Origin of the sequence: Mycobacterium sp. E342, assembly GCF_001667665.1 — a bacterium.
Classification (GTDB): Bacteria; Actinomycetota; Actinomycetes; order Mycobacteriales; family Mycobacteriaceae; genus Mycobacterium.
Window position 1 is genome coordinate 14030 of the sequence record NZ_LZJM01000024.1, and the last position, 13246, is coordinate 27275.

Here is a 13246-nt window from a genome sequence, read left to right on the forward strand (position 1 = left end):
CGCCGTTGCACCTGGTCCTGGGTGACGAGGAGTTGCTGGTCGAGCGGGCGGTGGCCGGCGTGTTGCGGTCGGCGCGCCGGCGGGCGGGTTCGCAGAACGAAGCCGACGTCCCGGTCAGCCGCATGCGGGCGGGTGACGTCAGCACCTACGAGCTCGCTGAACTGCTGAGCCCGTCGCTGTTCGGGGACGAGCGCATCGTCGTGCTGGAGGCCGCCGGGGAAGCGGGCAAGGAGGCGGCCGCGGTGATCGTCGCCGCCGCGGCGGACGTCCCGCTGGGCACGATGCTGGTGGTCGTGCATTCGGGCGGCGGGCGCGCCAAGGCGCTGGCCACCGAGCTGCAGTCACTCGGCGCCGTCGTGCATCCCTGCGCGCGGATCACCAAGGCCAGCGAGCGCATCGATTTCGTCCGCAAGGAGTTCCGCGCGCTTCGGGTCAAGGTGGACGAGGACACCGTGACCGCGATGCTGGACGCGGTCGGCTCCGACGTGCGGGAGCTGGCGGCCGCCTGTTCGCAGCTGGTTGCCGACACCGGCGGGGTCGTCGACGCCGCCGCGGTCCGCCGCTACCACAGCGGCAAGGCCGAGGTGAAGGGGTTCGACATCGCCGACAAGGCGGTGGCCGGTGACGTAGCGGGCGCCGCTGAGGCGCTGCGGTGGGCGATGATGCGGGGCGAGCCGCTGGTGGTGCTGGCCGACGCCCTGGCGGAAGCGGTCCACACGATCGGCCGGGTCGGGCCGCTGTCGGGCGATCCGTATCGGCTGGCCTCGCAGCTGGGGATGCCGCCCTGGCGAGTGCAGAAGGCCCAGAAGCAGGCGCGGTATTGGTCGCGCGAGAGCGTGGCGGCGGCGATGAAGGTGGTGGCGACGCTCAACGCCAATGTCAAAGGCGCGGTCGCAGACGCCGATTACGCGTTGGAGTCGGCGGTCAGGAAGGTGGCCGAGCTGGCCGCCCACCGAGGTCGGTGAGCGCGGGCCGCGCTCAGAGCTTGTTGAGCGCCCGCGCCAGGGCCGACTTCTTGTTGGCCGCCTGATTCTTGTGGATCACGCCCTTGCTGGCGGCCTTGTCCAGCTTGCGGTTGGTCGACGCAAGCAACTCGGTGGCCTTCTCTTTGTCGCCGGCGTGGGTGGCCTCGCGGAACGCACGCACAGCGGTGCGCAGCGAAGACTTCACCGACTTGTTGCGCAGGCGAGCGCGCTCGTTGGTGCGGTTGCGCTTCTGCTGCGACTTGATGTTGGCCACGCTTGTAAGTTCCTTCTTCGATTCGACGTTGGTTTGGGCGCCGGATATCACCACAGCGACTGCCCAGGTTATCAGTCGGTTACGTTTTCTCCCAAAACGGGAACCCGTGGCCTGCCATAACGCCGATTTGAGGCAGCATCTGAAAAGTGAGTCTTCCGAGCCAGCTTGAGGAAAACAGGCGGGGGTTGCGTGCTGCGCGCGCCGAGCGCATCTTCGGCGGGTACAACACGTCGTCGGACATCTATTCGATGGCCTTCGACGAGATGTTCGACGCACAGGGCGGCGTCCGGGGCCCCTACAAGGGCATCTACGCCGAGCTCGCGCCGTCGGACGCCTCGGAGCTCAAGGCGCGCGCCGAAGCCCTGGGCCGCGCATTCCTCGACCAGGGCATCACGTTTTCGCTGTCGGGCCAGGAGCGGCCGTTTCCGCTCGACCTGGTCCCGCGGGTGATCTCGGCCGCCGAGTGGAGCCGGTTGGAGCGTGGCATCATCCAGCGCGTCAAGGCGCTCGAGATGTATCTCGACGACATCTACGGCGATCAGGAGATCCTGAACGACGACATCATTCCCCGCCGGCTGGTCACCTCCTGCGAGCATTTCCACCGCCAGGCGATGGGCATCGTCCCGCCCAACGGCGTCCGCATCCACGTCGCCGGCATCGACCTGATCCGCGACGAGAAGGGCAATTTCCGCGTCCTCGAGGACAACCTGCGCTCGCCGTCGGGCGTCTCTTATGTCATGGAGAATCGGCGGACCATGGCGCGGGTCTTCCCGAACCTGTTCGCCACGCACCGGGTGCGCGCGGTCGACGACTACGCCTCGCACCTGCTGCGTGCCCTGCGCAATTCCGCGGCCACCAACGAGGCCGACCCGACGGTGGTGGTGCTGACCCCCGGGGTGTACAACTCGGCGTACTTCGAGCACTCGCTACTGGCCCGGCAGATGGGCGTGGAGCTGGTCGAAGGTCGCGACCTGTTCTGCCGGGACAACCAGGTCTACATGCGCACCACCGACGGCGAGGTGCAGGTCGACGTGATCTACCGGCGTATCGATGACGCCTTCTTGGATCCGCTGCAGTTCCGCGCCGACTCGGTGCTGGGGGTGGCCGGCCTGGTCAACGCCGCGCGCGCCGGCAACGTGGTCGTCTCCAGCGCGATCGGCAACGGTGTGGGCGACGACAAGCTCGTCTACACCTACGTGCCCACCATGATCGAGTACTACCTGGGGGAGAAGCCGCTGTTGGCCAACGTCGAGACGTATCGGTGCTGGCTCGACGACGAACGCGAAGAGGTGCTGGACCGGATCGACGAGTTGGTGCTCAAGCCGGTCGAGGGGTCCGGCGGCTACGGCATCGTGTTCGGGCCGGAAGCATCCGACAAAGAGCTGGCCGCCGTGGCCAAGAAGGTTCGCGACGACCCGCGCAGCTGGATCGCCCAGCCGATGATGGAGCTGTCGACCGTGCCGACGCAGATCGGGAACACCCTGGCACCCCGGTACGTCGACCTACGGCCCTTCGCGGTGAACGACGGCGACGACGTGTGGGTGCTGCCCGGCGGGCTGACCCGGGTGGCTTTGGTCGAGGGCTCCCGGGTGGTCAACTCCAGCCAGGGCGGTGGCTCGAAGGACACCTGGGTGCTGGCATCGCGCGGCTCGGACAGCGACCGGGAGCTCGGCGCGGCCGAAGTGGTGCGTTCGCTGCCGGAGTCCATTCCCGACCCGGCGCTCGACGGCGGGCAGCGGTTGTCGCAAACGCAGTCGCAACCCACCGAGCTGCCCCAGGAACAGCAGCTCCAGCAGCAGCATCAGCGCCGGGGGAGGCGCTGATGCTGGCCCGCAATGCCGAGGCGCTGTTCTGGATCGGGCGCTACGTCGAGCGCGCCGACGACACGGCGCGCATTCTCGATGTGGTCCTGCACCAGCTGCTCGAGGATTCCAGCGTCGACCCCGACCAGGCGTCCCGCCTGCTGCTGCGGGTGCTCGGCATCGATCCCCCCACCCACGACCTCGACGTGTGGTCGTTGACCGACCTGGTGGCCTTCAGCACCAACGCTTCCGGGGGTTCGTCGATCGTCGACGCCATCACGGCGGCGCGGGAAAACGCCAAGTCCGCGCGGGAGGTGACGTCCAGCGAGATCTGGGAGTGCCTGAACACCACCTACCATGCCCTGCCCGAGCGCGAGCGCGCCGCCAAACGCCTTGGGCCACATGAATTCCTGTCGTACATCGAAGGCCGGGCGGCGATGTTCGCCGGGCTGGCCGACTCGACGCTGTCGCGCGACGACGGGTATCGCTTCATGGTGTTGGGCCGGGCGATCGAGCGGGTCGACATGACGGTGCGGCTGCTGCTGTCGCGGGTGGGCGACAGCGCGTCGTCGCCGGCGTGGGTGACGCTGTTGCGCTCCGCGGGCGCGCACGACACCTACCTGCGCACCTACCGCGGCGTGCTGGATGCCGGCCGGGTCGTCGAGTTCATGATGCTCGACCGGCTTTTCCCGCGGTCGGTGTTCTATTCGCTGCGGCTGGCCGAACACAACCTCGATGAGCTGCTGCACAATCGGCAGAGCCGGATCGGGGCCACCGGGGAGGCGCAGCGGCTGCTGGGCCAGGCCCGCAGCGAGCTGGAATTCGTGCAGCCCGGTGTGCTGCTGGAGTCGTTGGAATTCCGCCTGGCCGGGCTGCAGCGAACCTGTCACGAAGTGGGAGAGGCGTTATCGGTCCAGTACTTTCACGTCACGCCCTGGGTGGCGTGGTCGGACGCCGGCGATCGGGCCGGGCTGGTCGGCCGGCCGGGGGACAACTGATGTGGCGGCTGCGGGTGGTGCACACCACCGGTTACGCCTACCAGTCGGCGGTCACCGCCTCCTACAACGAAGCGCGGCTGACCCCGCGGTCGAACTCCAGGCAGAACGTCATCCTCAATCGCGTCGAAACCATCCCCGCGACGCGGTCCTATCGCTACGTCGACTATTGGGGCACGGCCGTAACGGCTTTCGATCTGCACGCGCCGCACTCCGACCTCACGGTGACGTCCTCCTCGGTGGTCGAAACCGAGGGGCCCGAACCGCCGGTGACCAACGTCGACTGGAGCGACCTGCGGTCGGACGCGGTGATCGATCGATTCGACGAATTGCTACGCCCCACCGCGCACACCCCGGCGAGCAAGAAGGTCGGGTCGGTGGCGAAAAAGATCGTCAAATCACACCGGCCCGCGGAGGCCGTCGTCGCCGCGGCCCATTGGGTGCGCGGCGAGCTGGAATATCTTCCGGGAACCACCAGCGTGCACTCGTCGGGACTGGACGCGTTGAACGAGGGCAGGGGCGTCTGCCAGGACTTCGTCCACCTGTCGCTGATGTTGTTGCGGGCCATGGGAATTCCCGCGCATTATGTGTCGGGTTACCTGCATCCCAAGCGCAACGCCGTGATCGGCGACACCGTCGACGGGCGCAGCCACGCCTGGATCCAGGCCTGGACGGGCGGCTGGTGGAGCTATGACCCGACCAACGAAACCGAGATCTCCGAGCAATACGTCAGCGTGGGTGCCGGTCGCGACTACACCGACGTGCCTCCGCTCAAGGGCATCTATTCCGGTCAGGGGGCGACCGATCTCGACGTCGTCGTGGAGGTCACCCGGCTGGCGTAGCCCGGCGCAGCGACCTCCCGAATGGCCCTTAAGGCGCGTCGATTTCGACGCGATGCAGGTCGTCGCCCAGCTCGATCCGCCCGCCGAATTCCGACGCCGCCAGCGCCCGCCACTGTTCTTCTTGGCCCGGCACCAGCGCCGGCACGTAGTGGGTCATGACGAAGGTGCCGACCCCCGCGCGCGCCGCCGTCGCCGCCGCTTCCTGGACCGACGAGTGGTAGTCGCAGATGTCCTGGAGCCGCTGTTGTGGGATGTTGCCGACGATGTCCTTGCGGATCACGGTGTGCACCAACGCGCCGGCGCCCGCCGCCAGCTGGTCGAGACCGGCGCAGGGCACCGTGTCCCCGGCCAGCACCACCGACGCCGCCCCGTAGTCGATTCGGAACCCGACGGTCGGCGCGACCGGCCGGTGATCGGTGGGGGCCACGCGGATCGATACCCCGTCGCGGTCCCACACCGTCCCATCGGTGCATTCGTGGACCTCGACCGCCGGTGGGGCGTTCAGGTCGGCGTGATGCGCGATCCGGTACTCGATGTCGTGGCGGAACGCGTGCAGCGTCGCCTCCACCGTCTCCGCGGTCCCGGGCGGTCCGATGATCGGCAGCGGCGCGGGATCCGGTGCGAAGGTACTGATCCACCGGGTGATGAGCAGGTCGCCCAGATCCCCGATGTGGTCGCTGTGGAAATGGGTGATCAGCAGCGCCGACAATCCGGCGGCGCCCACACCCACCGCCGCCGCACGCTGCAACACACCGCGCCCGCAGTCCACCAGGAACACCTGGCCACCGGCGCGCACCAGCGTCGACGGCCCGGCACGGTTGGGGTCGGGGATCGGGCTCCCGGTCCCCAGCAGCGTGATCTCGATCATGGCCCCTATCTTGCAAGCCCCGGCGCTCGGCGGCGGCGCAATCGGGCGATCCGAGCCGACGCGGCCCTTGTGGTTTCGAACGACGACGTCAGGGTATGGACACGGATCGGCCATCGGTTCTCGTCGCGGCTTTTGCGCCGCGCAAGTTAGCCGTAGCCTGATGTGAAGCGGATCACAACCGGCTTGGAGGCCTTGATGCGGATTGCAGACGTCTTGCGGAACAAGGGCGCGGCGGTGGTGACCATCAACCCCGAGGCGACGGTCAAAGAGCTGCTCGCGGGCCTCGCCGAGCAGAACATCGGGGCCATGGTGGTGGTCGGCGACGAGGGCGTCGTCGGCATCGTCTCCGAGCGTGACGTGGTGCGTCAGCTGCACACCCACGGCGCGAGCGTGCTGTCCCGGCCGGTCTCCAAGATCATGACCGCCAACGTCGCCACCTGCACGAAATCGGACACGGTCGACTCCCTGAGCGTGCTGATGACCAAGAACCGGGTGCGCCACGTGCCTGTGCTCGACGGCAAGAAGCTGATCGGCATTGTCAGCATCGGCGACGTGGTGAAGACCCGCATGGAAGAGCTCGAGGCCGAGCAGCAGCAGCTGCAGTCCTACATCACGCAGGGCTGATCGCCGGGCGGCGCTGACCCGTCGTCGCGCCGAGCGTGCACTCAGGGCGAAAATTTTGCTGTTTTCTCGCCGTGGTTACACGCGCGGCGACGCACTAGCTAGCTCCAGGAGTAGTCCGACCGCAGCCGCTCGGCCACCAGGTCGAAGATCTCCCGGTCCAGAATCGCGCCCTCACGGCGAATGCTCTCTTCGGGCACGTCGAGCACCCGGTCCAACCGGACCCAGCTCGGTCTGCCCTCGTAATCCCACGCGCCAGAACCGATCCCGATCCAGTCCCGGTCTTCGGCGTGGCGCTCCTGGCTGGACACCATCAACCCGAGCAGGACACGGCGGTCGCGACCGACCACCAGCACGGGGCGGTCCTTGCCACGGGTGGGGTCGTCCTCGTACACCACCCACGTCCAGACGATCTCGCCGGGATCGGCCCGGCCGTCGAGGTCGGGCGCGTAGACCAGCTTGCGCGCGCGCTGCGCGGTGGGAAAGCTCGTGTTGGTCACCGGGCGGCCCGCCGCGATCGCGGGCTGTTGCGGCGCGGCGGCCGCGATGACGTTCGCGGTGATCTTGACGGCCTGTTGCAGTTCCCGCAGCACGGACTGCGAGTTCTGCACGTGCCGGGCCAGTCGCGGGGCCCGGTCGAACACCAGGTTTTCCGCGAACCGCTGGAACGTCTTCCACTGGGATTTGCGGGCAGACGCCATATTCGCAGCATAGACGCGCCGCGCCCGGGCGCGATTGTGTCCGAGTAGGTCTCGGCGGCCGGCCCTGGATACCCTGGACATACCCATGAGCCGGTGTTCACGCGGCCGCAAGCATGTGCAGACCAGGAGATTCCCATCAGCAGTTTCGCCGACAAGACCTTCACCGCGCCGGCGCAGATTCGGAACTTCTGCATCATCGCCCACATCGATCACGGCAAGTCCACGCTGGCGGACCGGATGCTTCAGCTCACCGGCGTCGTCGATGAGCGGTCAATGCGCGCGCAATACCTGGACCGGATGGACATCGAGCGGGAGCGCGGGATCACCATCAAGGCGCAGAACGTGCGGCTGCCGTGGCGCGTCGACCAAACCGATTACGTCCTGCACCTGATCGACACCCCGGGCCACGTCGACTTCACCTACGAGGTGTCCCGCGCGCTGGAGGCTTGTGAGGGCGCGGTGCTGCTGGTCGACGCCGCCCAGGGCATCGAGGCGCAGACGCTGGCCAACCTGTACCTGGCGCTCGACCGCGACCTGCACATCATCCCGGTGCTCAACAAGATCGACCTGCCGGCGGCCGACCCCGAGCGTTACGCCGCCGAACTCGCCCACATCGTCGGCTGCGAACCCGGCGACGTGCTGCGGGTGTCCGGCAAAACCGGGGAGGGCGTCGCCGACCTGCTCGACCATGTGGTGCGCGAGGTGCCCCCGCCACAGGGCGACGCCGACGCGCCCACCCGCGCGATGATCTTCGACTCCGTCTACGACATCTACCGCGGCGTGGTGACCTACGTCCGGGTGATGGACGGCAAGATCGTCCCGCGTGAGCGGATCAAGATGATGTCCACCGGCGCCACCCATGAGCTGCTCGAGGTGGGCATCGTCTCGCCCGAACCGAAGCCCAGCGAGGGGCTGGGAGTGGGTGAGGTGGGTTACCTGATCACCGGCGTGAAGGACGTACGCCAGTCCAAGGTCGGCGACACGGTGACGACGGCCCGGCACGGCGCCACCGAGGCGTTGACGGGTTATCGCGAACCCAAGCCGATGGTCTACTCGGGCCTGTATCCCGTGGACGGCTCCGACTACCCGGACCTGCGCGATGCCCTGGACAAGCTGCAGCTCAACGACGCGGCCCTGACCTACGAGCCGGAAACGTCGGTGGCGCTGGGCTTCGGGTTCCGGTGCGGCTTCCTGGGCCTGCTGCACATGGAGATCACCCGCGAACGCCTGGAACGCGAGTTCGATCTGGACCTGATCTCGACGTCACCCAACGTCGTCTACCGGGTCATCAAGGAAGACGACACGGAGATCATCGTGACCAACCCGTCCGACTGGCCTGAGGGCAAGGTCCGCACGGTTTACGAGCCCGTCGTCAAGACCACCATCATCGCGCCCAGCGAGTACATCGGCACCATCATGGAGCTCTGCCAGGCGCGCCGCGGCGAGCTGGGTGGCATGGACTACCTGTCGCCCGAGCGGGTCGAACTGCGCTACACCATGCCGCTCGGTGAGATCATCTTCGACTTCTTCGACTCGCTGAAGTCGCGGACCCGCGGCTACGCCAGCCTCGACTACGAGGAGGCCGGCGAGCAGGAGGCCCAATTGGTGAAGGTGGACATCCTGCTGCAGGGCGAGGCCGTCGACGCGTTCAGCGCGATCGTGCACAAAGACGGGGCATCGGCGTACGGCAACAAGATGACCACCAAGCTTAAAGAGCTGATTCCGCGCCAGCAGTTCGAGGTGCCGGTGCAGGCGGCCATCGGATCGAAAATCATTGCCCGCGAGAATATCCGGGCGATCCGCAAGGACGTGCTGTCCAAGTGCTACGGCGGGGACATCACCCGCAAGCGCAAACTGCTGGAGAAGCAGAAGGAGGGCAAGAAGCGGATGAAGACCATCGGGCGGGTCGATGTGCCGCAGGAGGCCTTCGTCGCGGCGCTGTCCACCGACGCCGCGGGCGATAAGGGCAAGAAGTAGACGTGATGCTGACGCGGGCCGCTGCTGTGGCTGGTATCGGCCTGCTGGGCACTGGGTGCGTCACGACCGTCACCGGCACGCCCGCGCGCGCCGGGCATCTCGGCGGGGCAGCGCTGCCGCTCGAGCAAATCCTGCCGGACGCCGAGGAGGTCGGCACGGCCGTCGGAAACCAGCTGCCGCCACACGCCCCCGCGTTGGTGGGCGGTATCGATATGTTGCCCAACGGGATTCGCGACAGCGGCGGTGCCGCGCCCATCGAATGTCTCGGGCTCGTCGCGCCGGCGATGCGCATCGTCTATGAACCCGGCCACGTCCGTGCCGTCGCGACGCGGGACTACTGGAACTACGACTCCGGCGTGGCGGTGTCCAGTGCTACGGCTGCGGCGGTCAAGCTGGCGTCGCCCGCCGACGCTCAACGGCTCTTCGCGTCGTTCGTCACGCAATGGCAACGCTGCGAGGGCGTCACCGTCACGATGTACACCCACGACTCGAGCAACACCGAGTTGTATTCCAAGGCGAGCGATATCCGCGTCGACGGGCCGGTCCTGTCGGCGAAAGTCATCGCGTGGGACAACCATCACACTGCGCCGGCCCCGGACGAGCGCGCCGTGGGCGTGCGCGGCGACGTCGTCGCCGACGTCAAAGTCGGCGACGGCCCGCATGTGCAAGCCGGGACCAGGGCCATCGACGTCGTCGAGGCGATGTTGCGAAAAATCTCGGGCGACAACTGATGGGAACCGGCCGCATCATCCTCGCCTGCCTGGCCGTGGTAGGTCTGGCCACCGGCTGCACCGTCTCCGGCACCGCGCGCCCCGCGCCGGGTTTGAAGCCTCACCCGGTCACCGGGCAGGCCGTCAAGAAGGTCCTCCTCGACGACGGGGAACTGTCGAAGCTGCTCGGCCAGTCGCTCGGGGCCAAGACCGAACTTCCGGCGCGCTTCGGCGGGCCCGAGGTGTTGCCGCCCGCGTTCGGGGCGGTCTCACCCCTGAACTGCATCGGCGTCACCTCCATGATGGTCAAGGACGCCTACCAATCCGGCGACGTCAAGAACGCGGCGCGGGAGACGTGGTGGAACCTGCGCGGGCCGGCGAAGGTGATCAGCGTGGCCGAGGGTGTGGTCGCCCTGTCCAGCGCCGGCGGGGCCGCCGCGTTGTTCCAGCAGTTCACCCAGCAATGGCGCGACTGCGACGGCACCACAGTGACCATCGGGCGTCCCAGCATCATCACCGACCGCCCCGCAATCGTCTTCTCCGACACCATCTCCGACGTGCGCGTCACGGATTCGGTTGTGGGGGCGACCCTTTCGATCGACACCCAATTGCCCGGCCTGCCGTCCACCGGGCCCCGCCCCGAAGCGCGCGCGCTCGGCGTTCGGGGGAACTGCCTCGTCGAAGTCGAGGTCGCGTTCTTCGGCGCGACGAATTCGAGGGACGAGGGAACCGGTGACGTACACCACAGCGCGATCGACATCGCACACGCGCTGATGGACAAGGTCAGCGCGCTGAGCTGACCCGGCAGCTGGCACCAGGCTGGGACTTTTCTGGGGTTGGGCTGTGTTTGCGTGTAGGGGCGATGTTCGTCGCGCCGCGAAACCTAAACTCGGTGAGGGTGAGAGGTAGCCGAAAAGCGCATGGGAAGTATTCGCCGCATTGAAGTGCCGCGGCCCGCGTCTGTCGCCGCGTTGTCCGGTGGGCGCCGCGGTCGGGGTCGGCGTTGGTGGGTGGCAGCGCTCCTGGTCGTCATGATGTCGGCGACGGGCTGCACCGTCACCGTCACCGGCGCGGCGCGGCCACCAGCGAACCTCACGCCGCGATCCCTCGACGGGCAGGCCCTCAACCGGGTGCTGCTCGGCAGGAGCGCGCTATCCCGCATCGTCAAGGAGCCCGTGGAGCCCGACCCGCGTTTCCCACCGCTTGTCGGGGGCCCCGAGCTGTTGGCGGGTGCGGGCACGGGGTGGTCCGACAGCTGCCTCGCAGTGGCGGTGATGATGCAGGCAGGCGCCTACCGGTCCGCCAACGTGAAAGGCTTTGCGCTCACGACCTGGCGGCCCGATCCCGGGTCCGCCGCGACGGTGACCAGGGTGCAACAGGCCGCCATCAGCCTGCCCACCGCCGCCGAAGCCAACGCCCTGTTCGCGACGGTCTCGAGGCAGTGGCAGGAATGCGACGGTAAGACGGTGCCCATTTCGGGAGGAAGCCTGCCGCTGGAAGTGCAAGTCAGCCACGTGCAGAACGCCGTTTCCGTTGTCGCGGCGACCATTTCGATGCGATGGAACACACCACCGTTGTTCTCGCCGCCATCGCTTCCCGCCGCCAGGGCCGTCGGTGTGCGGGACAATTGCCTGATCGAAGTCGAGATCGACTTCTTCGGCACATCTAGCGCGTCGCCACAAGCGCAGGGGGACATCAACTCCGGCGCGCTGGACATTGCGCAAGTCATGCGGGACAAAGTGAGCGCACTGAGCTGACGATCGCCACGGCCGCGCTCGCGATCGCCACTACATCGGCGCGTTGGCGGGCTGGAACATCCCGGACCCGTCGGCCTCCTCCTCGGCGCGAATCACGTGCACCACGGCGTTGATCAGCGCCAGGTGGGTGAACGCCTGCGGGAAGTTACCCAGGTGCCGGCCGGTCCGCGGCTCGATCTCCTCGGCGTAGAGGTGCAACGGGCTGGCGTAGGACAGCAGCCGCTCGCACAGGCGCTTGGCCCGCGCCACCTCGCCGATCTCCACCAGCGCCGACACCAGCCAGAACGAGCAGATCGTGAACGTGCCCTCCTCGCCGGACAGCCCGTCGTCGGTCTGTTCGACCCGGTAGCGCAGCACCAGGCCTTCCTGGGTGAGTTCGTCGGCGATGGCCAGCACCGTGTTGCGCACCCGGGGGTCGTCGGGCGGCAGGAAGCGGGTCAGCACCACCAGCAGCAGCGAGGCGTCCAGCGCGTCGCTGCCATAGCGCTGGGTGAACACCCCGCGGGAATCCACCCCGTGCTCCAATATGTCCTGCTTGATCTCCTCGGCGATGGCCCGCCACTGCTGGGCGTAGCTCTTCTCGCCCTGGCGCTCGGCGAGCTTCGCCCCGCGGTCGAGCGCCACCCAGCACATCACCTTCGACGACGTGAAGTGCTGGGGTTCGCCACGGACCTCCCAGATGCCCCGGTCGGGCTCCCGCCAGTGCTTGATGGCCTCTTCCACCTGCTTCTTCAGCACCGGCCACAGGCTCTCGGGGATCTGTTCGCGGGATTTGCAGTGCAGGTAGAACGAGTCGAGGATGGAGCCCCAGATGTCGTGCTGAACCTGGTCGTAGGCGCCGTTGCCGATGCGCACCGGCCGGGCATGGTCATAACCCGACAGGTGATGCAACTCCTCTTCGACCAGGCTGCGTTCGCCGCCCACGCCGTACATCACCTGCAGCGGGTGCCGTTCGTTGTTGTTGGCGCCGGAGACGTCGGCGATGAATGCGAAGAAGTCGTCGGCCTCACGGTCCAGACCCAGCGTGTAGAGGCCCCACAACGCGAACGTCGAATCACGCACCCACGCGTAGCGGTAGTCCCAATTGCGTTCGCCCTGCGGGGTTTCCGGCAGGGAAGTGGTGGCGGCCGCCAGCAGCGCCCCGGTGGGCGAATACGTCAGGCCCTTCAAGGTGAGCGCGCTGCGCTGCAGGTACGCCCGCCAGGGGTGGTCGGGGAAGTTGCCGATGTTGATCCATTGCCGCCAGCACTCGGTGGTCTGCCACATCCTGTCCGCGGCCTCTTCGTAGGTCTGCGGCGCCGGGTGCTTGGTCCAGCTCAGGGCGACGAACACGTCGTCACCCTCCTTCATCCGCGTGCGTGCCCGCGCTTCGCGCCCCTCCAGCCCGATCCGCAGGTTCGTGGTGAGCCGCAACGTCGGGTGGGCGTCGGGCTGCTTGGCGGCCCGCGCGATGGCCTCGCCGTACGCGTTGGCCGAGTATTCCCAGGTGGCGCCGACGCGGTGGTAGTCGAACGCCGGCTCGCAGCTCATCATCAGCTCGACGGTGCCGCTGACGCAGCGCACCGTGCGCAACAGGATGTGCTCGGCGTCCCAGTCCATCGGGGTGCGGCGGTGCGTCCGCGATCGGCGCTCGATGTCGTGCCACGGCCCCATCACCAGCGCGTCACGCACGATCAACCACCCGGTGTGGGTTTGCCACGTGGTCTCCATGATCAGGCTGCCGGGCAGGTAGCG

12 protein-coding genes and 1 pseudogene are annotated in these 13246 nt (G+C 67.8%); 9 read left to right on the top strand and 4 right to left on the bottom strand.

Annotation, left to right across the window (positions count from 1 at the left end; all coding sequences use genetic code 11):
- Positions 1 to 5: 5 nt before the first annotated feature.
- Positions 6 to 965 carry a DNA polymerase III subunit delta gene (gene holA / locus A5692_RS01475; RefSeq protein ID WP_082962310.1) on the top strand — a complete coding sequence of 320 codons (960 nt, stop codon included), beginning with the start codon at positions 6 to 8 and terminating at the stop codon, positions 963 to 965.
- A gap of 13 nt (positions 966 to 978) precedes the next feature.
- On the opposite strand, the gene rpsT is transcribed toward holA, so the two are convergent.
- Positions 979 to 1239, bottom strand: a complete 261-nt coding sequence (gene rpsT / locus A5692_RS01480; RefSeq protein WP_055402594.1) for a 30S ribosomal protein S20 — start codon at positions 1237 to 1239, stop codon at positions 979 to 981.
- Positions 1240 to 1385: 146 nt separating this feature from the next.
- On the opposite strand from rpsT, the gene A5692_RS01485 reads away from it, so the two are divergent.
- From A5692_RS01485 to A5692_RS01495, 3 genes are read left to right on the top strand one after another with little or no spacing between them, the layout of a single operon-like run.
- On the top strand, positions 1386 to 3062 hold the full coding sequence (locus A5692_RS01485) for a circularly permuted type 2 ATP-grasp protein (protein WP_068051361.1): 1677 nt from the start codon (positions 1386 to 1388) through the stop codon (positions 3060 to 3062).
- The gene (locus A5692_RS01490; RefSeq protein ID WP_068051363.1) at positions 3062 to 4039 is read left to right on the top strand and encodes an alpha-E domain-containing protein; all 978 of its coding nucleotides are present in this window, start codon (positions 3062 to 3064) and stop codon (positions 4037 to 4039) included. The genes A5692_RS01485 and A5692_RS01490 overlap by 1 nt, the downstream gene beginning before the upstream one ends.
- A complete protein-coding gene (locus A5692_RS01495) occupies positions 4039 to 4878 on the top strand; it encodes a transglutaminase family protein (RefSeq protein WP_068051365.1) in 840 nt (279 codons plus the stop codon). Before A5692_RS01490 ends, A5692_RS01495 begins: the two co-directional genes overlap by 1 nt.
- 28 nt (positions 4879 to 4906) lie before the next feature.
- Here the strand turns inward: A5692_RS01495 and A5692_RS01500 are convergent, their stop codons facing one another.
- Positions 4907 to 5746: a ribonuclease Z gene (locus A5692_RS01500; protein WP_068051367.1), complete on the bottom strand. Its 840-nt coding sequence runs from the start codon at positions 5744 to 5746 to the stop codon at positions 4907 to 4909.
- Positions 5747 to 5941: 195 nt separating this feature from the next.
- On the opposite strand from A5692_RS01500, the gene A5692_RS01505 reads away from it, so the two are divergent.
- Positions 5942 to 6370 (top strand): CBS domain-containing protein, encoded by a 429-nt coding sequence (locus tag A5692_RS01505; RefSeq protein ID WP_068051374.1) that lies wholly within the window; start codon positions 5942 to 5944, stop codon positions 6368 to 6370.
- Positions 6371 to 6468: 98 nt separating this feature from the next.
- Here A5692_RS01505 and A5692_RS01510 read toward each other — a convergent pair whose 3' ends face one another.
- Entirely contained in the window at positions 6469 to 7068 is a 600-nt protein-coding gene (locus tag A5692_RS01510) for a type II toxin-antitoxin system PemK/MazF family toxin (RefSeq protein WP_068051369.1), read from the bottom strand.
- On the opposite strand from A5692_RS01510, the pseudogene lepA reads away from it, so the two are divergent.
- The 4 genes and pseudogenes from lepA to A5692_RS01530 all read left to right on the top strand — a co-directional run bounded on the left by lepA (position 7050) and on the right by A5692_RS01530 (position 11512).
- Positions 7050 to 9045 (top strand): annotated as a pseudogene (gene lepA, locus A5692_RS01515) (translation elongation factor 4). The gene A5692_RS01510 and the pseudogene lepA overlap by 19 nt on opposite strands.
- Before the next feature lie 5 nt (positions 9046 to 9050).
- Positions 9051 to 9776 carry a sensor domain-containing protein gene (locus A5692_RS01520; RefSeq protein ID WP_068051376.1) on the top strand — a complete coding sequence of 242 codons (726 nt, stop codon included), beginning with the start codon at positions 9051 to 9053 and terminating at the stop codon, positions 9774 to 9776.
- Positions 9776 to 10555, top strand: coding sequence for a sensor domain-containing protein (locus A5692_RS01525; RefSeq protein ID WP_068051372.1), 780 nt, complete (start codon positions 9776 to 9778; stop codon positions 10553 to 10555). Before A5692_RS01520 ends, A5692_RS01525 begins: the two co-directional genes overlap by 1 nt.
- A 210-nt stretch (positions 10556 to 10765) precedes the next feature.
- The gene (locus A5692_RS01530; protein ID WP_197514314.1) at positions 10766 to 11512 is read left to right on the top strand and encodes a sensor domain-containing protein; all 747 of its coding nucleotides are present in this window, start codon (positions 10766 to 10768) and stop codon (positions 11510 to 11512) included.
- 30 nt (positions 11513 to 11542) lie between these two features.
- Here A5692_RS01530 and A5692_RS01535 read toward each other — a convergent pair.
- Positions 11543 to 13246 (bottom strand): glycoside hydrolase family 15 protein (locus A5692_RS01535; protein ID WP_068051380.1); only part of this gene is annotated, 1704 nt, incomplete at its 5' end.